The organism is Pseudoalteromonas sp. S3785 (assembly GCF_005887365.1).
Lineage (GTDB): Bacteria > Pseudomonadota > Gammaproteobacteria > Enterobacterales > Alteromonadaceae > Pseudoalteromonas.
Window position 1 is genome coordinate 1 of sequence record NZ_PNCT01000078.1, and the last position, 19,543, is coordinate 19,543.

Annotated in this window: 17 protein-coding genes; 16 read left to right on the forward strand and 1 reads right to left on the reverse strand. The window is 37.1% G+C overall.

What is annotated here, in order from left to right; all coding sequences use genetic code 11:
* The first annotated feature begins 115 nt into the window (after positions 1–115).
* The 15 genes from CWC17_RS17015 (at position 116) to CWC17_RS17085 (ending at position 16,675) form a co-directional block, all read left to right on the forward strand.
* Complete coding sequence (locus CWC17_RS17015) at positions 116–1,078, forward strand: Wzz/FepE/Etk N-terminal domain-containing protein (RefSeq protein ID WP_138614209.1); 963 nt, start codon at positions 116–118, stop codon at positions 1,076–1,078.
* 67 nt (positions 1,079–1,145) lie between these two features.
* Entirely contained in the window at positions 1,146–2,213 is a 1,068-nt protein-coding gene (gene rfbB, locus CWC17_RS17020) for a dTDP-glucose 4,6-dehydratase (protein WP_138614211.1), read from the forward strand.
* Between the two features lie 13 nt (positions 2,214–2,226).
* Positions 2,227–3,099, forward strand: a complete 873-nt coding sequence (gene rfbA / locus CWC17_RS17025; RefSeq protein ID WP_138614213.1) for a glucose-1-phosphate thymidylyltransferase RfbA — start codon at positions 2,227–2,229, stop codon at positions 3,097–3,099.
* A gap of 20 nt (positions 3,100–3,119) precedes the next feature.
* Entirely contained in the window at positions 3,120–3,851 is a 732-nt protein-coding gene (phbB, locus tag CWC17_RS17030; RefSeq protein WP_138614215.1) for an acetoacetyl-CoA reductase, read from the forward strand.
* A gap of 5 nt (positions 3,852–3,856) precedes the next feature.
* A complete protein-coding gene (locus CWC17_RS17035) occupies positions 3,857–4,426 on the forward strand; it encodes an acyltransferase (protein WP_138614217.1) in 570 nt (189 codons plus the stop codon).
* On the forward strand, positions 4,413–5,537 hold the full coding sequence (gene rffA / locus CWC17_RS17040) for a dTDP-4-amino-4,6-dideoxygalactose transaminase (RefSeq protein ID WP_138614219.1): 1,125 nt from the start codon (positions 4,413–4,415) through the stop codon (positions 5,535–5,537). Before CWC17_RS17035 ends, rffA begins: the two co-directional genes overlap by 14 nt.
* Entirely contained in the window at positions 5,534–6,943 is a 1,410-nt protein-coding gene (locus CWC17_RS17045) for a lipopolysaccharide biosynthesis protein (RefSeq protein WP_138614221.1), read from the forward strand. Before rffA ends, CWC17_RS17045 begins: the two co-directional genes overlap by 4 nt.
* Positions 6,944–6,946: 3 nt before the next feature.
* On the forward strand, positions 6,947–8,218 hold the full coding sequence (locus CWC17_RS17050) for a glycosyltransferase (protein WP_138614223.1): 1,272 nt from the start codon (positions 6,947–6,949) through the stop codon (positions 8,216–8,218).
* Between the two features lie 554 nt (positions 8,219–8,772).
* Positions 8,773–9,852 carry an EpsG family protein gene (locus CWC17_RS17055; protein WP_138614225.1) on the forward strand — a complete coding sequence of 360 codons (1,080 nt, stop codon included), beginning with the start codon at positions 8,773–8,775 and terminating at the stop codon, positions 9,850–9,852.
* A gap of 5 nt (positions 9,853–9,857) precedes the next feature.
* Complete coding sequence (locus tag CWC17_RS17060; protein ID WP_138614227.1) at positions 9,858–10,979, forward strand: glycosyltransferase family 4 protein; 1,122 nt, start codon at positions 9,858–9,860, stop codon at positions 10,977–10,979.
* Entirely contained in the window at positions 10,972–12,261 is a 1,290-nt protein-coding gene (locus CWC17_RS17065) for an adenine nucleotide alpha hydrolase family protein (RefSeq protein WP_138614229.1), read from the forward strand. Before CWC17_RS17060 ends, CWC17_RS17065 begins: the two co-directional genes overlap by 8 nt.
* Entirely contained in the window at positions 12,258–13,088 is an 831-nt protein-coding gene (locus tag CWC17_RS17070) for a glycosyltransferase (protein WP_138614231.1), read from the forward strand. The genes CWC17_RS17065 and CWC17_RS17070 overlap by 4 nt, the downstream gene beginning before the upstream one ends.
* Positions 13,088–14,023 (forward strand): UDP-glucose 4-epimerase family protein, encoded by a 936-nt coding sequence (locus CWC17_RS17075; RefSeq protein ID WP_138614233.1) that lies wholly within the window; start codon positions 13,088–13,090, stop codon positions 14,021–14,023. Before CWC17_RS17070 ends, CWC17_RS17075 begins: the two co-directional genes overlap by 1 nt.
* An 8-nt stretch (positions 14,024–14,031) precedes the next feature.
* On the forward strand, positions 14,032–14,580 hold the full coding sequence (locus CWC17_RS17080; protein ID WP_138614235.1) for a sugar transferase: 549 nt from the start codon (positions 14,032–14,034) through the stop codon (positions 14,578–14,580).
* A 160-nt stretch (positions 14,581–14,740) separates the two neighbouring features.
* Positions 14,741–16,675, forward strand: a complete 1,935-nt coding sequence (locus CWC17_RS17085) for a polysaccharide biosynthesis protein (protein ID WP_138614237.1) — start codon at positions 14,741–14,743, stop codon at positions 16,673–16,675.
* A gap of 63 nt (positions 16,676–16,738) precedes the next feature.
* Here CWC17_RS17085 and CWC17_RS17090 read toward each other — a convergent pair whose 3' ends face one another.
* Positions 16,739–18,115 (reverse strand): MBL fold metallo-hydrolase RNA specificity domain-containing protein, encoded by a 1,377-nt coding sequence (locus CWC17_RS17090; RefSeq protein ID WP_138614239.1) that lies wholly within the window; start codon positions 18,113–18,115, stop codon positions 16,739–16,741.
* Positions 18,116–18,727: 612 nt separating this feature from the next.
* Between CWC17_RS17090 and rfaH the strand changes: the two genes are divergently transcribed.
* Entirely contained in the window at positions 18,728–19,210 is a 483-nt protein-coding gene (rfaH, locus tag CWC17_RS17095) for a transcription/translation regulatory transformer protein RfaH (RefSeq protein ID WP_138614241.1), read from the forward strand.
* Positions 19,211–19,543 lie beyond the last annotated feature (333 nt).

Below are 19,543 nucleotides of genomic sequence, written 5' to 3' on the forward strand. Positions count from 1 at the left end.
AAAGCTATTAATTTTATTTTTGATAGCTGATAGCTGATAGCTGATAGCTGATAGCTGATAGCTGATAGCTGATAGCTGATAGCTGATAGCTGATAGCTTAATTTATGAGATTTCGATGGAAAATAATCTAAACAATACAATAACAGTAAATGAGCCTAGAGCTGCCTGCAAAGTTGCAGATGACGAAATAGATTTACGTGAGCTATTTACCGTAATTTGGCTAGGGAAATGGGTCATTGTCACAATAGCAACCTTATTTGCTGTCGTATCGGTTGTATATGTAATTAATCAGCCCGATATTTACACATCTGAGGCGCTCTTAGCTCCTGCAGAGCAAGATAAAAGTGGTGGTCTAGGTGCATTGGGTGGGCAGCTAGGAGGATTGGCTAGTTTAGCAGGAGTTAATTTAGGGGGAAGCTCTAATAATAAATCTCAGTTAGCAATAGAAATATTAAAATCAAGGCAATTTTCCAAAAGCTTTATCCAAGAACACGACATACTGCCTGATCTAATGGCGGTTAAAGCTTGGGATAGTGAAACTAATACCGTTGTTTATGATGAAGAACTTTATGTTCAAGCGCAGAACAAATGGGTTCGAGAGGTTGACGCTCCATATAAACCAAAGCCTTCGATGCAAGAAGCATATAAAGAGTTTAGTGAAATCATTACTGTTAAACAGGATGACGAAAGTGGAATGGTGACGATTGGTGTTGAACATATATCCCCTTACATAGCACAGCAGTGGGTCAATTGGCTTATTGAAGATATAAATCAGACTATGAAGCAGCGAGACGTATTAGAAGCAAATGAGAGTACAAATTTTTTAACTAATCAGCTACAGCAAACTAAAGTGGCCGACATACGTGCTGTTTTATACAACTTAGTAGAAGAGCAAACAAAAACTATTATGTTTGCTAATGTGCGTGATGAATACGTATTTAAAACAGTTGATCCAGCAATAGTACCTGAAGAAAAATCTGGACCTAAACGCGCACTAATATGCATCATAAGTGTTTTATTTGGTGCTTTTTTGGGGGCGTTTTTTGTTCTAATAAAGCGTTCTTTAAAAAAGGATTAAACAATTTTTGACTAAATCATTATTTAGTCAAAAGTTTTAAATTAAACTCTAAGCTTAAGGGTATAGCGTGAAAATTATTGTAACTGGCGGTGCAGGCTTTATAGGCTCTGCAGTAATTCGTCACATTATAGAAAACACTAATGATTCAGTCATTAATCTCGATAAGTTAACTTATGCTGGTAATTTAGAATCATTAAATTCGGTTGCTAATGATGATCGCTACGTATTTGAACAAGTTGATATATGTAATCGTGTAGAGCTTGAGCGTGTTTTTGAAACACATAAACCAGATGCAGTAATGCATTTGGCTGCTGAAAGTCACGTTGACCGCTCAATTACAGGACCTGCTGAGTTTATACAAACCAATATTCTTGGTACTTATAGTTTGCTTGAGGTTGCGCGCGGGTATTGGAATACACTTGAACGCTCAGCAAAAGATGCCTTTAGATTCCATCATATTTCCACTGATGAAGTTTACGGCGACCTCCCACATCCAGATGAACAAGAAGGCGAACTGCCTTTATTTACTGAAGAAACATCTTACGCGCCTAGTAGCCCTTATTCTGCAAGTAAAGCATCGAGCGATCATTTAGTACGAGCTTGGTTACGAACGTATGGATTGCCTACTATTGTCACTAACTGCTCGAATAATTATGGGCCTTACCACTTTCCCGAGAAGCTAATTCCTCTAGTGATACTTAATGCCTTAGAAGGAAAAGACTTGCCTATTTATGGTAAAGGCGACCAAATACGTGATTGGTTATACGTAGAAGACCATGCGCGTGCCTTGTATAAGGTAGTCACCGAAGGTGTGGTTGGTGAAACCTACAACATAGGTGGCCATAATGAAAAACAGAATATCGAAGTAGTACAAACTATTTGCAGTATATTAGATACATTAGTCCCTAAAGTAACTAAATATGCTGATCAAATTACTTATGTAACTGATCGCCCAGGACATGATAGGCGCTATGCGATTGACTCATCAAAAATGAGTAAAGAGCTTAATTGGGAGCCTGTAGAGACTTTTGAAACAGGGCTACGTAAAACAATCGAGTGGTACTTATCAAATCAACAATGGTGCAAAAACGTTCAGGATGGCTCTTATCAGCGTGAACGGCTTGGCAAATTATAATAGGAGCAATTTAATGAAAGGAATAATTTTAGCCGGTGGGTCAGGTACGCGTTTATACCCAATTACTATGGGTGTATCAAAGCAACTGTTACCAATTTACGATAAGCCAATGATTTATTATCCGTTATCAGTCTTAATGTTAGCGGGGATACGTGAAATATTAATCATTACGACCCCAGAGGATAGTGATTCGTTCAAGCGTTTACTCGGTGATGGTTCTCAATTTGGTATTGAGCTTATTTATGAAATTCAACCTAGCCCCGATGGATTAGCACAAGCATTTATTTTAGGTGAAAACTTTATTGGCACCGATGATGTGTGCTTAGTTCTGGGTGATAATATTTTTTATGGCCAAGGGTTTAGTCCTAAGCTAAAGCACGCCGTTGAGAATGCTAAAGCGGGCCAAGGCGCAACTGTGTTTGGTTATCAGGTAAAAGACCCCGAGCGCTTTGGGGTTGTAGAGTTTGATGAAAATTTAAAAGCAGTTTCCATAGAAGAGAAGCCAGCTAAACCAAAATCCGATTTAGCGGTAACAGGACTATATTTTTATGATAACTCTGTCGTTAAATTAGCCAAACAAGTCGAACCTTCACACAGAGGCGAGCTAGAAATTACTTGTCTTAATGAGATGTATTTAAAGAAAAATAAACTTAATGTTGAAATATTAGGTCGTGGCTTTGCATGGTTAGATACAGGGACTCATGAAAGTTTATTAGAAGCTGCGCAATTCGTCGAAACAATAGAAAAACGACAAGGTTATAAAATAGCTTGTTTAGAAGAGATTGGTTTTAATAATGGTTGGTTAACAAAAAAAGAAATTTTACAACTTGCTAAGCCGTTAGAGAAAAATAGTTATGGGCAATATCTAAAAAGTATTGCTAGCTGAAATTATAAAGTGAGTTATTTATGAAAAAAATAGCAGTTGTAACTGGTGCTACAAAAGGTATCGGTTTAGCTATATCCCAGAAACTAAGCCAAGATGGTTTTTTTATTGTTGGTATATCAAGGGGTGATAATCAGGAAGCTAATAATTCTTGGGTAAATTCTCTATCAAATGATTGTCGCTTATTTAAGTGCGATGTCACAAAACCACTAGCTGTTGAAGAAACGATCGCTAAAATTAGTGAGCTTGAAGGTTCACTTTATTTACTTGTAAATAATGCAGGTATAACTAATGATGGTTTTTTCCATAAATTGTCATTAGAAAGCTGGAAAAGTGTAATTGATACTAATCTTAATTCTTTATTTAATATCACTCAGCCAATTTATAAAATAATGAAAGAAAACGGCGGTGGTAAAATAATCAATATTTCATCCGTTAATGGGCAAAAGGGTCAGGCAGGCCAAGTCAACTACTCTTCCTCTAAGGCCGGCGTCCATGGTTTTACTATGGCGTTAGCTCAAGAGGGTGCGAGAAGCAATATTTTAGTAAATACGATATCCCCAGGTTATACAAACACCGAAATGATGAAAAGTATTAAGTCTGATATATTACAAAGTATCAAAAATAATATCCCACTAGGTAGGCTAGCAGAACCTAAAGAGATTGCTCAGGTAACCTCATTTCTCGCAAGTGATTGTTGCTCATACATTACAGGTGCAAATATCCCTGTAAATGGTGGTTTGTTCATAGGGTAATAAAAATGGCATATTTAACAGATATTGAATTACAAAGAATTGGTTTTAAAGCGCTTGGTGAAAATGTCAAAATTAGTGACAAAGCGGCTATATATAATCCCGAGCAAATTGAAATAGGTAACAACAGCAGAATTGATGACTTTTGTGTTGTTTCAGGGAATATAAAAATAGGTCAGTATGTTCATATAGCCCCTTTCTGCCTCGTCGCTGGTGGTGAAAAAGGTATACAAATGGATGACTTCTCAGGGTTAGCTTATCATGTGCAAGTATTTAGCCAGTCAGATGATTATAGCGGCAGAACGTTAACAAATCCAACAATACCAACTAAGTATAAAAAAGAGACAAAAAAAGGTGTACATTTAGCTAAGCATGTAATCGTTGGCGCTGGAACAATTGTTTTTCCAGGGGTCAAGCTTGCTGAAGGTTGCTCCGTTGGGGCCATGTCTTTAGTTAATAAAACAACTGAACCGTGGGGGATTTACGTTGGGAATCCAGCGAAGCGAGTCAAAGATAGAAAGAAAAATTTACTTGAGCTTGAAGTAGAATTCCTAAGAGATAAAAATGATAGCATTTAATATCCCTCCTAAAATAGGCACGGAACTAGCCTATATAGAACAAGCGATCGCATCAGATAAGTTGTGTGGTGACGGGTACTTTTCAAAAAAATGTGAAGCATGGATAGAAAGTAACTGTAATACCACAAAAGCACTGCTAACACCTTCGTGTACAGCTGCCCTTGAGCTTGCAGCTATCCTGATAGATATAAAATCGGGTGACGAAGTCATCATGCCTTCATATACTTTTGTATCGACTGCTAATGCATTTGCATTGCGAGGCGCTAAAATAGTTTTCATTGATGTACGGCCAGATACCATGAATATGGATGAGTCACTAATTGAAGCCGCTATAACCCCAAATACACGCGCTATAGTACCGGTTCATTATGCTGGAGTAGCGTGTGAAATGGACACAATATTAACAATCGCAAAAAAATATAAACTGTGGGTAATAGAAGATGCAGCCCAAGGCGTAATGTCTACATATAAAAGTAAGGCATTAGGTGCTATTGGGCACATAGGGTGTTTTAGTTTTCATGAAACTAAAAACTATTCGTCAGGCGGTGAAGGTGGCGCAATTTTAATTAATGACCCTAAGTTAGTCGAAAGAGCTGAAATTATTCGCGAAAAAGGAACAAACCGTAGCCAATTTTTACACGGGTTAGTAGATAAATATACTTGGCAAGATATTGGATCGAGTTTTTTACCAAGTGAATTGCAAGCTGCCTATCTGTACGCACAGCTTGAAGCTGCGAACACTATAAATGATTTTCGTTTATCAATTTGGGAGCGTTATTACAGTAAGCTTAGTCAAAAGTTAAAACCGCTTCAATTACCTCATGTTCCTGAGTCGGTAGAACATAATGCACACATGTTTTATATTAAGTTAAGCTCTGAGCAAGAGCGAAGTGACTTCATTAGCTATATGAAAAGGTATGAAATTATAACACCATTTCATTATATACCTTTACATACAAGTCCTGCAGGAAGACAGCTTGGTGTGTTCCCAGGCAATGATATTCACACCACCCAAGACAGTTCAAAGCTAGTCCGTTTACCTATTTATTATGGTATGCCTGTAAAAGCTCAGGAACACGTTATTGAGTGCGTGTTGGAGTTTTTTAGTTGAACCCTAAAAAAATTTTACAGTTCTCTATAGGTCCTATAGGCGCTGCTTTTCTGAGTCTTATAACATTACCATTTGTAGCGTGGTTTTTTTCAGTAGAAGATGTTGGCCGCTTAACTATGTTACAAGTTGTGTTAAGTCTTTCTGTATCATTGTTTAGCTTAGCTATGCATCAAGCTTATGTGCGCGAATACCACGAAGAAGAGGACAAGCAAGCTCTATTTAAAACCAGTCTTATTCCGGGGCTTGTAGTCCTATTTTTTGTTATCGCTATTATAATATTTTTGCCATTTTCAACGTCTCAATTACTATTTGGAATTAATTCCCCTTTACTTACATTCCTATTATTGGTGGGGGTATTTGCTAGTTTTCTTATTAATTTTTTAGTGCATGCTGTAAGGATGCAAGAACGTGGCTTAGTTTTTTCTGCTACACAATTAGCACCAAAGCTATTCTTATTGACTTTTATAAGCTTGATCATGCTACTAAATTTAAAAGCTAATTTTAAAACATTAATGTTAATGAATACTCTTGCTATTTTATCATCGTTACTGGTTTTTTTATGCTTCACAAGAGATACTTGGGTGCCCGCTTTTAATAAAAGTGTAGATACAATTCTTTTAAAGAAAATGCTTCAGTTTAGTCTTCCATTAGTTGCAGGCGGTATTGCGTATTGGGGGCTGACAACAATGGACCGCTTCTTTTTACGGAGTTTATCTGGCTTTGAGGAGTTAGGTGTCTACGCGCTAGCTGTTGCAATCGCTAGTTCAGTATCTGTGGTATCTAGTATATTTTCTAACCTTTGGCATCCAATTCTATATAAGTGGGCAAAAAGTGAGGTGGAACAATCAAAAGTCCAAAGTGTGATTGATAATATGGTTATTTTGGTTGCATTAATATGGACAATGGCTGGAATTGGCTCTTTCATAGTGCCTTGGTTTTTACCTCTAGAGTATAAAGCTATTGAGTATTTGGTTGTAGCATGTGTCGCAATGCCATTATTTTATATGTTAAGCGAAACCACGGGTGTTGGTATCGGTATCACGCGACGTTCTAAATATTCTATGTACGCTTCACTCTTAGCGTTTTCAGTAAATTTTTCGTTGAATTACTTCTTAATTCCTAACTTCGGCGCTGCTGGAGCTGCTTTAGCTACGGTATTAGCATTCTTTGTGTTTTTTACTTTTAAAACAGAAGTTAGCGTAAGGTTGTGGCGAAAAACCTCTCGACTTAAAATGTATGTGGTTATATTTTTTTATGTGGTTGCTACATCAATAACCGTACTAACAGGTGCTAATTTAAAAAACTTCTATTTAATATGGGGTGTTTTATTCATTCTTACTTGCTTACTTTATATGAGTAGGCTTTTTGAAAATGTAGCAATAATAAAAAATTTAATAAAAAGGTAGTCAATGTTATTTATTTATGGAGCCCTAACCGTAGGTGGGATTGAAACTTTTTTTGTAAGAATGGCAAAAGAGCGATTTAGAAAAAATTTACATACGTCTATTTTACTGTTATTGAAGCCTGAAACTAGTGATGATGAACTATTATCTGAAATGAGAAAGTACGCTAATGTAATTTTCCCTGAAGATATTTTTATTGGTCCTGAGCTTTTTTGCCGTCGCTTCCCTCTCTTGTGTAAAGTTGATGAAGAAGCTCTAGCAGCTAACTTAAAGTTAATAGATCAAATCCATGTCTACCATGGAATGCATGCTTTACTCGGTTACAATTTGGCTCAAAAGTTGAAAAAGGATATCCCAGTTACAGTTGGTTTCTATCACTATATTAAGTACCTTTGGGGCGGCGATAATGTTGCTTTACATGAAAAAGTTAACAGGGAATTTATATTTAAATATTTACCGGAAGAGTCATTGTCTTTTTTCTCAAAAGGTAATAGAGAGTTATATATAAAGCATAAGAAACAGAGATTTGAGAAGTCGAATACATTTAGGTTAGGAGTTATAAATAAAAAGGCGGTAACGCTGTCAGGTGATACAGCTTTTCCTATTAAAATTGCAGCTGTTGGTAGGTTGGTTGAATTTAAAACATACAATTTTTATATGATTGATGTAATAAAGGAACTTACACTTAAAGGTATAAATATACAGTTTGATATTTATGGTGATGGACAATTAAAGCAACAAGTTCAAGAAAAAATAAATAAAGCCAATCTACAAGATAAAATAGTCTTAAAAGGGACTTTAGACTATTCAAAATTTGATAGTACATTATCTAATTATGACCTTTTTATTGGGAGTGGTACTGCGATTATTCAAGCTTCATCGTTAGGTGTTCCAAGTATAGTAGGTGTTGAAAACATGTTAGAGCCACATACTTATGGTTATTTCTGTGATGTGTGGCAATATGAATACAACTTAAAAGGGCTGAACTTACCATTGTTAAAAGTTGAAGATATCATTCATGATTTTATTAAGATGGAAGAGTGTAAAAGACTGGAATTAAAACAAAAACACCTTGATTGTATAGATAGTTTCACAAATGAGAGCTGTGAAAACTCAATGGATGCATTAAAGGCTATTAAAATGCCTATAAAGGAATTTAAGTTCAATAAATACGTATATGAGTTATCGAGAATGGTGGACTGGTTTAACATGAAACTCAACAGTAAGCACCCAAGAAGAACGCAGTTTGAAGATTACAGAAATATTAATGAAAATTGATATTTGATAACAGTCTAGCTGAAGTTAATTTTCTCGATAGCCCCCTAGTTCACTCATGTGCTGCAATTTGAAAATGAATAAGCTTAGGGGAATCTTTATAATCTAAAAGAATACATGTCGAGCTAAGGCTGTCAGTGTTTGAGCTAAGATTAAAAGATTTTATGGCTGTTTTTGCAGCTATATAAGGGTACAAAGCATCCGTTAAGTTTATTTAGAGGCCTGAAATTACATTTTAATATTAGTGCATAAGAGTAAGTAATTTCTTTTGAGGGCTATTATCGGGTATTAAATAGTATTATTTGCTAACAATAGGGCTGCTGTTTAGAGCTTATAAATTGGGCTTTTATTATTATCAACTTGGTTCTGGAGCAAACAGTTTTAACGAATATCTCAATGAGAGATAACTATACTTATTTTTTTTCTAGTAAAGAAAGCAGTTATATTACTTTAAAACCGTAACGAGTCCTAAAAGGCTTGAATATTTTCTTTAATTTTCTTCTTAGATTTAACCTTTTGAATATAACTGGATGTTATGTTCCTGATTTGAGTTTTTTATGATTTTTTATACTGTTTTTATGGTTTTTGTTTTACTTTCTTTCTTATCAATAGATAAGTATTCAAAGGAGTCTTACCTTTACCTTGTAACGCTACTTTTCTTTATGTTTTTTGTTGGGTTGAGATATGCCTCTACTGATTATTTTCAGTACCAACATATATACGAAAATATAACAGATATTTCTAAATTGGGTTTGTTTATATATCCAGTTTCTTTAACGACGCCAATTGAATCCGGTTTTGCATTATTTGTGTTGACTATAAAAGCAATAGGCGGCGATTTCTTTTTATTTATTTTTGCTTTTTCTTCTATTTCTATTTATTTAAAGTTTAGAGCTTTCCGTAAATTATCACCTTTTTTTCTGGTAAGTATTTTAATTTATATCTCAGATGAATATTTTTTCAAAGATATGGGGCAAATAAGAAATTCCATGGCTTCAGGTATTCTACTGTATTCGTTCTATTGTATTTACCGCGGGTGGTTTTATCGGCATTTAGCGGTTGTTTTTTTAGCTGGTATGTTTCATAGCTTCGCTTTCATAGCACTGTTTCTCTACTTTGTAAGATACTTTAAGTCCAGAGTTTTTATGACTTCAATTGTTACTGTATCCTTTATCATAGCTGCCTTAGGCGGTGTAGGTATGATGATCCCTGAAGTAGCCAGTAGCCTAGGCTTCGAAAATACATCAAGGATAATGAAATATACAAATAGCGAGTTTGCTGCAGGAAAAAGCGTATTGAGCGGGACCGTTTTATTTCATGTCTTTTGGTGTTTTTTTTACATAAAATATTATAACTTGTTGAAAAAGAAATGGCCCTACAATGATATTTTTGTTCCTGTTTATGTATATGGAACTTGTATTATGCTGGTTTTAATTGATTTCGGTATAGTTTCAGGCCGGGTCAGAGAAATGATTTGTTTACCGGCGAATGCTGTTTTGCTCCCCTCATTTTTGCTTCTTTTTAAAGGGCAAGGTAAGATCCTCGGCTATTTTGCGATTTCCGGTTATTGCTTGTTGTATTTTTTAGCATTGATGAGTGACTTCTCTTATAACTATCAGTTATTTTTTTTACGGTGAATAGATTGAAAATTCTTTATTTGGTATCAACATTGCAAAAAGCGGGGCCTACATCTCAGCTTTACTATATTATTAGTAATCTTTCAGCGGATATAACGCCAATATTGGTAACGCTTTCGCACGAGCCAGCTCAGAGTAGGTTAAATGACTTTAAGGCGTTGGGTATAAAACATTATCAGCTTAATTTGTCTCGGTTAGAAGGGGTTTTTTTAGCTAAAAGTAAACTGAAGCAAATAATTAACAAAGAGCTGCCAGATGTCATTCATTCACAGGGCTTTCGTGGAGATGTGCTTGCATCAAAGTTCGCAAGTAAGATACCTGTGTTATCCACTGTACGTAACTTCCCTCAGTTAGATTTCCCTATGACATATGGGCGCGTTGTCGGTAGCCTTATGGCTTATCAGCAAGTCTGCGCGTTACGAAAAGTATCGCAAGTATGTGGTGTTTCGGATGCGGTAAAGAATAATCTTGATAAAACTTTTAACATCTCTAAGGCCATTACAGCTCTTAATGGAGTGGATACAAATAATTTCTATCCAGCTAAAATAGATCAAAAATTGTCTCTACGAAACACCTATGGTATCAACGAAAAGTCAAGAGTATGGATATCATCTTTAGGCAAAGATACTCGAAAAAATTCAGTAACTGTCGCGGCTGCTTTTAAGCAATTTTTAACTCAGTATCCTGACGACGTACTTATTTTTATAGGGGATGGCCAACAAAGAGCAGAATGCGAAAAGATTGCCGATAGTAATCCTCAATTTAAATTTTTTGGTAAAGTGAACAACGTTTCTGACTACTTACAGATGGCAGATTATTTCATCTCCGCTTCTCGTGCTGAAGGTATGCCTAATGCTGTTCTTGAAGCCATGTCCTGCGGGCTACCATCGATACTATCAGATATAGAGCCTCATAAAGAAATTTATGCCCTAAATTCAGAGGGTTGCTTGGTTTTCGAAACAGAGAACGATATCGATTTACATGATAAGCTTGTAATACAGGTAAAGTCTGATAGACAAAATATGAGTAACGCAACTATCAATGCTGTAAGAGAACACTTTAGTAGTAGTACTATGTCAGCGAAATATCAACGACTTTATAAACAAGTAGTAAGTAACCATGAGTGAGCCTAAATTGATAAACCAATTGAGTAAGGAATATATTGCAACTTTCGCAAAACATATGCTTTGTCCCCATAGTATATTATATTCTGAGACGGGTTCTGGCATATCAGAGCTAGGCGTTAATGACTATAACCAGTACCCTTATCGTATGCTATCTAATTATTACAAGGGCGATAGTGTTGCAAGTGATGATAATTTACTTAATAAAATCGTAGAGTCATTAAAAAACATTGATAGTAGCAAACGTCCATTACTGTTGTTAAGTGATGGAAAAGACTCTATGGGTCTTGCTTTAGGTTACTCACACTTAGGGGTTAAAATTGACACTCTAACCTTTTTAAGACGTGACGATAGTCAGTTAAAGAATTATATTACCAGTATATGTAATAAGCTGGGGCATACTGCCCACTTTATTGAAGTAGATGAAATTATATCTAACTTTGATAAGAGTACTTTTCTTTCAGCTTGCAAGAATATGAATACTCCAGTTCTAGATCAGGGCTTTCTATTTTTTTTATTTGGCTTACGAACTTTCTTCAATAAGCCTAACTTTAGCCCTAATGATTATGTTGTTATTGACGGCTTAGGAAATGATGAAACATTTGGATATTTACCATCTGAACATCAGATTCGCTCATTTAAGTTGGCAAAAATGGGTTTTTGGAAGCTACTACCTAAGACTTGCCAGAGCTTAAAATGGTATTTACGCTCACCTGCCGAATCTCATGGCGACTTATCAGCACTTGCCTGTTTCTTTCCTATTAGTATGAGTTATGACTTAAATAAATATTTTTCAAAAATAGAAGCTAAAACAGAAGAATTATCATTCATAGATTTTAGATCGTTTTCACGCGGTGCTTTTCATGATCACCAGTGCATGATGGGGAAAACAATAGCTTCCGCTAAGCACTTTGGTGCTGACGTAAACTTCCCATGGCTTGAACCGACCTTAGCAAGTTATGTTTTTAATTTGCCTAAAAATAAAAAGTTTGATTTTGGTTCCCTGACTAACAAAGTTTTATTAAGAGACCTATTGATAAATAAATTAGGTTGGCACCAGCAAAAGCGTGGAGTCGATTTATATTTTGACCTAGATTTGGAGTCATTTAAAGTTAAAATATTAGACACCGTTGTACCTGAAAAAATAACAAGAATAATAAAAAATAATAAGTTATTACCAGGTTATGTTAAGCAACGTGCATATTTGGAGCTGCTGAACTTATATGGATTTTGCTTAGCACAAGGTATGACAAATGCCGAGATTGAGGATATGTTGTTAAGATGATTCCGTTCTCACTGTTAATATCAGTATACGCTAAAGAAAACCCCTCTTGGCTAGCTGAAGCACTAGATAGCGTACTTGTAAAACAGAGTGTCCTACCTACCGAAGTTGTTTTGATCGTTGATGGCCCTATAAATGCCGAGTTAGATGCTATTATTTCACAATATAAGACGATATATAATGAGGCTTTTGTTGTCCATCACTTACCTTTAAACCATGGGTTAGGTTATGCGTTGAATGAAGGTTTAAAAATATGCAAATATGACATGATTGCGAGAATGGATGCTGATGATATCGCTCAGCCCAATCGTTTTAGCGTACAGCTTAACTTTATGCAAGATAACCCTGATGTTGATATTTTAGGTAGTTTTGCTTTAGATATAAATGAAAACGGCGAACCTATAGCTATAAGAACTGTACCAGCAGAACATGAAGGCATATTTAAACTTATGTGGGCTTGTCCACTTATCCATCCATCAATTATGTTTAAAAAAAGCGTTATAGCTAAAGCTGGATCTTATTCAAAGACCCTCAAGCGCCGTCAAGATTATGATCTATGGTTTCGCTGCGCAAAAAATGGCGCCCATTTTGCTAATATTACAGAGCCATTAGTTAAATATAGGATAACAGATAATACTTACGCTAAAAACAGCTTAAAAGTAGCGTGGAACCAAGCCATGATAGGCTATAAAGGTTGTCGGGCTTTGTCTTTAGATTCGAAAGCGCATATTGGCGTATTTTATCCCGTTCTTAAAGCATTACTACCATTACAAGCTAGAAAAGCTTTGGAAGGAATGATTAAAAAGTTTGATCCAAGAGGAAAGAGTTAATGCCCAGTAAGAAAATTCTATTGACTGGGGCTAGTGGTTTTGTCGGTGGGCATTTATTATCGAAGTTAAATAGCAACGAAATCATAATTCTTGGCAGAAAGGCTTTAGTGGGTAGCCCTTACGATTTCTTTAAAAGTGAACTTAGTTTCGACGCTGACTATACAGGTGCTTTGAGAGAGGTTTCTTGCGTCATTCACTGCGCCGCTCGCGTACATGTAATGGACGATAATTCAGCAAATCCAATAGAAGAGTTTAGAGCTGTAAATACAAAAGGGACCTTAAATTTAGCTTCTCAAGCAGCTAAAGCTGGTGTAAAGCGATTTATATTTATAAGTACTATTAAAGTAAATGGCGAAAGCACGACAGGTCGTAAGCCTTTTAATGAGCAAGAATGCGCCCCAGAAGATCCATATGGCACTTCCAAAGCAGAGGCTGAACAGCAATTGCTCGCTTTAGGGCAACAAACGGGGATGGAAATAGTAATAATAAGGCCACCTTTGGTATATGGAGAAGGTGTAAAGGCTAACTTTGCATCTTTAATGCGTTTAGTTAATAAAGGTTTTCCTCTACCTTTTAGATCAATAAATAACAATAAAAGAAGCTTAGTATCTGTTTATAATTTAGTTGATCTTATAAAAGTGTGTATTGAACACCCAAATGCGGCTAATCAAGTGTTTTTAGTAAGTGATGACCATGACCTTTCTACTGCCGAAATGGTACAATTAATGGCTAAGGTGCAGGGTAAGTCAAACTTAACACTCCCAATTCCAACAACGTTATTTTCACTCGCTGGTAAAGTGTTAGGGAAAAAACAAATTGTTGATAGGTTAATTGGGTCACTACAAGTTGATATCACGCACACAAAAAAAACACTCAATTGGGTACCTCCATACTCAGTTGAAAATGGCTTTAAATTATCTGCAAAAATTAAATAGGTTAATTAATGATTCGTACGCTCGATATTTTGTTTTCATTAGTGGGTTTGGTACTTACTATGCCATTTTTAATTGCTTTATATATCATTGGCCTATTTGATACTGGTTCGCCACTTTTTATGCAAGAGCGCGTTGGCCGTAATAAAAAACCGTTCACTTTAGTTAAATTTAGAACAATGACCGTAGATACAGCCTCTGTAGCGAGCCACTTAGCTAGTACAGCGTCTATTACACCCTTTGGTGGCTTTTTACGCAAAACAAAGTTAGATGAACTACCTCAGCTTTGGAATGTACTTAAAGGTGAGATGAGCTTAGTTGGGCCTCGCCCAGGGTTATTTAATCAAGAAGAGCTAACACAAGCTCGCGATGCGAAAAATATATACGATGTGCGCCCAGGTATAACAGGTTTAGCACAAGTAAACGAAATAGATATGTCTACTCCAGAACTACTAGCTGAAACTGATGCAAAAATGATTGCTACACTTAACCTAAAATACTACTTCACTTATATACTACAAACCGTCACAGGAAGTGGCAGTGGCGATAGGGTAAAATAGCCAAATAACACACAAATTTACAAAAAGTAACCAAATACATAAAGACTATATAATCTTTTACATATAGTCTTTAACTATTAAGTGCAATAGTTGTTCATCTTGTAGTAAAATTGTAACCAATAGAATAGCAGTATCACTGCTAGCTTCAGGGAAATGTATTGTGTTTTTAAAATTCTTAGTTAACTTGCCTCGCCCCCAAAAAAGAGTTGTATCACTTGTTGTAGATAGCATTTTTATTATTGTCGCTTTTTGGCTCGCCTTTTTACTAAGGTTAGATAGCACGGCTGTTTTAAAAAATACACACACATGGATTCTACTGGCAACGGTATTACCCCTTAGCTTGTTCAGTTTTGTTAAGCTTGGCTTATACCGGGCCGTGCTTCGTTATATGAATACACAAGCTATGTGGGCCATAATTGCTGGTGTAGTACTTTCTACCGTTTACTTAACTGTTTTGTCTTTCTTTTTAAGTGCACCTGTCCCGCGTACAGTACCGTTTATATATGCGAGCTTTTGTATTTTATTTGTAGGTGGAGCTAGGCTAACCGTGCGCGCTGTGGTTGGGCAAATAACAATGCGCCGAAAAGAAGGGGTTATTATATACGGAGCAGGGTCAGCGGGGCGCCAACTTGCAACTGCATTAGCTAATGGCCCAGAGTATTCGCCAGTTGCCTTTATAGATGATGATCCTAAAAAGCATTTATCGTTAATTCAGGGTATATGTGTGCATGCGCCTTCTCAAATAGCCGAAATAGCCAAACAAAAATGCGCAAATAAAATTTTACTTGCCTTGCCAAGTACTTCAAGAAGTCGTCGTAAAGAAGTCCTTAACGCAATAGAAAAGTTTAAGTTGCAAGTAATGACCGTACCTGGGATGGCAGATATTGTTTCAGGCACGACTAACCTAGATGAAGTTAAAGATGTAGAGATAGATGATTTACTAGGTAGAGACTCTGTACAGCCTCGTCAAGATTTAATGTCTGCAAATATAGAAAACAAAGTAGTTATGGTTACAGGGGCTGGTGGCTCAATCGGCTCTGAACTGTGTAGGCAAATAGTTAAGAATAATCCTACAAAAATTGTACTGTTTGAGCTTTCGGAGTTTGCTTTATACGCAATAGAAAAAGAGCTATCGGAGTACTGCAACGCAAATAATTTAAATATAGAAGTATTGCCAATATTAGGCTCAATACAAAATAAAAAGCTGGTTCAATCAACGTTCTCAACTTTTAACGTGCAAACTGTTTACCATGCAGCAGCATATAAGCATGTTCCATTAGTAGAGCACAACGTAGTTGAAGGTGTTCGCAATAATATTTACGGCACTTATAACGTAGCTACGGCAGCAATAAATGCAAAGGTAGACACGTTTGTTCTTATATCAACCGATAAAGCAGTGCGCCCAACAAATATTATGGGCACTACAAAACGCATGGCCGAACTTGTGCTGCAAGGGTTGTCTGAGGTTCAAAATACCACACGTTTTACAATGGTACGCTTTGGTAATGTATTAGGGTCATCAGGCTCTGTTGTGCCACTGTTCAGAAAACAAATTAAAGCAGGCGGCCCAATAACATTAACTCACCAAGATATTACACGCTACTTTATGACCATACCTGAAGCTGCTCAGCTTGTTATTCAAGCAGGAGCCATGGGTGTAGGTGGCGATGTTTTTGTGCTAGATATGGGCGAGCCAGTTAAAATTAAAGACTTAGCAACTAAAATGGTTCATTTATCAGGGCTTGAAGTTAAGCACGAAAAGCGCCCAAATGGTGATATAGAAATAAAATGTACTGGCCTGCGCCCAGGCGAAAAGTTATTTGAAGAGCTCCTCATTGGCGACAATGTTATTGGCACTGACCACCCAAGAATTTTAAGTGCACAAGAAATAAAAATGCCATGGCATGACCTAGAACCATTTTTGGGCAAATTAAAAGCAGCTTGTGATGATACAGACCACCCCCTAATACGTAAACTGTTGTTGCAAGCACCCACTGCATTTTCTCCTACCGACGGGATATGCGACCTCAACTGGCAAGAAAAGCAAAATAGCCAAACCAATGTAACCGCTTTACCCAGCGTAAGTGGCTCTTAAAATGGCTAGGCTGCAATAGTTTAATAATTTGCAGCCTACTTGTTTGAGTAAGCCTCACGCCTATTAAGTTCCTATCTCAATTTTAATCTCACTGCCCAATACCTCTTTATACTTACTTGCTAATGCGCGCTTTGCCTCATTATCGCCGTGTACAATTTTTATATGGCTTGGCTTTTTATGCATACCGGTTACAAATTTAACTAATCCGTTTTGATCGGCATGGGCGCTGTAGCCGCTAATGGTATGCACCTGTGCGTTAATTGTAATGCGTGTATTGTTTATAAAAACATAGCCATTGCGAGGGCCATATTTTTGTATATCGCGGCCCAAAGTGCCACGGCCTTGGTAGCCAACAAACAATACATCGGTTGTTTTGTCACCTAAAAAGCGCTCTAGGTAATTTACTATTCGCCCACCACTGCACATACCACTGGCAGCTAAAATAATGGCGGGTGTTTGGCGCGACGCTAAAAAATTAATAATGGCGATATGCTCACTATGTGTATCAACCGTGGTTAGGTTTTCAAAATCCAGCGGATGGCGGCCTTTGGCTACTTTACGTTTAGCCTCTGTGTCCCATAAATGTTTAAATTTAATATATTGCTCGGTAAAATTGGCAGCCATGGGGGAGTCTAAAATTACATGAATACTTCGCCAAGGCGATCCTTTAGCTGATTGATGTATTAGCTGTTCTAGCTCGTAAAGTAGCTCTTGTGTACGGCCAATACTAAATGCCGGCACTAACACCACACCGTTATCTGTGACTGCGCGTTCAATTACATTTTTTAGTGTTTGGGTGCGCTCTTTACGGCCTTGATGGTTTTTATCGCCGTAGGTTGACTCTATAACTAATGTATCGGCTTTATAAGGAGGCTTTGGAGCCGGTAACAGCGGCGTGTAGGGGGCACCTAAATCGCCCGAAAACACAACTCTATGGCTTCTATTACTCTTTGTATTAATGCCTATGTCTATTTCCACATAAGCTGAGCCTAATATATGCCCAGCACGCTGAAAGCGCGCTTTAGCTATTTGCTCGTTGGCGCAAGGTAGCGCAAACCAAGTATTAAAATTAACGGCAACAATGCGCTTGTTTAACAAACTTAAGCACGCATTTATAATTTTTGTATCGCGGGTAACGCCTACTTTTAATGCATCTTCAATCACGAGTGGCAACAAGCTAGCTGAGGCAAGCGTAGTAAAAATAGGGCCTTTAAAACCCGTTGCTAATAAATAGGGGATTCGCCCCACGTGGTCAATATGGCAATGCGTAACAATAAGCGCAGTAATGTGAGTAACATTAAACTCTATTGATAAATCATCTTTTGCGTCTTCCCCCTGAAAAAGCCCGCAGTCTATTAGTATGCTGATTTGGCTATTAATAACGAGCTCGTGGCACGAGCCTGTTACACCATTTACCGCTCCGTGGTGAAGTATTTGCATAGGTATCCGTATTTAGTTTTTTTAGAGTAAAGTTAAAAGTAGGGCTAAACAGTAATTTAAGCAAAACTTAGGTGTATTGTTATTGCAGGCGCCTTGCTTAGTAACACTCTTAGGCTTTATGCCACGTTAAAATAATAAAGCTAAACGCGAGGTAAAGTCGCTTCTACTTGTAAGTATTGATTTACTTATCTTTGCCCAATGGGGTTTTAGTAATTTATTCACAAAGAGGGCAAGAGACGCTGCGCTATAGGTAGTAAAAATATATAATTGCTTTTGCATAATCATTGCTCATTTACACCTCTTTTTCTTCTCCTTGTGTAATAGCGTTTTAAGCGGTTAATTTATAAATAGGGTCGCGTTGTAGGCGTTTTGCTTGTTGGCGCCCTTAGGCTTTATGTCGCGTTTAAACAATAAGTTTAACCGCGTATTTTAAGCTAGGTTTAGAATATATAAACAGCAACGGTTACAATAAAGGTAATGGCTGCTGTTAACAAAGTAAGTGCGTATTTACCTTAAACGGCTATTTACTTAAGAAACTTAAATTGTTTATAATCAGTCGCTGTTAAAAATAATGTTGTGTTTGTTGCAATTGTGTATGTAGTAAGGATTGCTGTGAAAAGTTGGTATTTAGTTACATGTAAACCTCGCCAAGAAGAGCGAGCAGCCACCAACTTACTAAATCAAGGCATTGAAGTTTTTTATCCAAAATTAACCACTGAAAAACTCATCAAAGGCAGGCGAACTGTTAAACAGTCTGCTCTATTTCCAAACTACTTATTTATTTGCTTAGAGTCTCAAAGCGGTAACTTTTCTGCTGTAAAAAATACGCGCGGCATAAATGGCTTTGTATCTTATGGCACCCGTTACCAAATAGTACCAGAAGCCATAATAGAGCAGCTTAAATACGAACGCATAAGCTCTGCCGAATCAACAATACCAAAAGCAGGCGACACAGTAAGCGTACATAACAATACATTTAATAACGTTACAGCAATATACAAAGAGCCCGACGGCGACATGCGCAGTATTTTACTTATTAACTTACTTAACCAAAAAATCGAAGTAAGTGTCGATAATAAAGATATTAAGCAGTAAAGGCTAAGCTGTCCCTTTACACCTAGAAATTGTCTAAATATCAGTGCGTAGGAACTGCAACCTAGGGGCGGAAGCGTGCCCGAAGGGCTAGACAAGCAAAAAATTTTGCTTTCAAGCTGGAGCGAGAGGAGCTCTGCGACGAACTGGAACGAGGAGCGTGCCCGAAGGGCTAGACAAGCAAAAAATTTTGCTTTCAAGCTGGAGCGAGAGGAGCTCTGCGACGAACTGGAACGTGGAGCGTGCCTGAAGGGCTAGACAACTCGTAGACGCACAGCTTGCTGGCGTTTTAAAAGCAAGGCTTTTACGTATTTAAAAAAATGCGTGAGCAAGCTT

Excerpts from the sequence above, each read along its gene's own strand:
- CWC17_RS17015 (WP_138614209.1), top strand. The coding sequence starts at position 116 with ATGGAAAATAATCTAAACAATACAATAACAGTAAATGAGCCTAGAGCT.
- rfbA (WP_138614213.1), top strand. The coding sequence starts at position 2,227 with ATGAAAGGAATAATTTTAGCCGGTGGGTCAGGTACGCGTTTATACCCA.
- phbB (WP_138614215.1), top strand. The coding sequence starts at position 3,120 with ATGAAAAAAATAGCAGTTGTAACTGGTGCTACAAAAGGTATCGGTTTA.
- CWC17_RS17035 (WP_138614217.1), top strand. The coding sequence starts at position 3,857 with ATGGCATATTTAACAGATATTGAATTACAAAGAATTGGTTTTAAAGCG.
- rffA (WP_138614219.1), top strand. The coding sequence starts at position 4,413 with ATGATAGCATTTAATATCCCTCCTAAAATAGGCACGGAACTAGCCTAT.
- CWC17_RS17050 (WP_138614223.1), top strand. The coding sequence starts at position 6,947 with ATGTTATTTATTTATGGAGCCCTAACCGTAGGTGGGATTGAAACTTTT.
- CWC17_RS17055 (WP_138614225.1), top strand. The coding sequence starts at position 8,773 with ATGATTTTTTATACTGTTTTTATGGTTTTTGTTTTACTTTCTTTCTTA.
- CWC17_RS17065 (WP_138614229.1), top strand. The coding sequence starts at position 10,972 with ATGAGTGAGCCTAAATTGATAAACCAATTGAGTAAGGAATATATTGCA.
- CWC17_RS17070 (WP_138614231.1), top strand. The coding sequence starts at position 12,258 with ATGATTCCGTTCTCACTGTTAATATCAGTATACGCTAAAGAAAACCCC.
- CWC17_RS17075 (WP_138614233.1), top strand. The coding sequence starts at position 13,088 with ATGCCCAGTAAGAAAATTCTATTGACTGGGGCTAGTGGTTTTGTCGGT.
- CWC17_RS17080 (WP_138614235.1), top strand. The coding sequence starts at position 14,032 with ATGATTCGTACGCTCGATATTTTGTTTTCATTAGTGGGTTTGGTACTT.
- CWC17_RS17090 (WP_138614239.1), bottom strand. The coding sequence starts at position 18,115 with ATGCAAATACTTCACCACGGAGCGGTAAATGGTGTAACAGGCTCGTGC.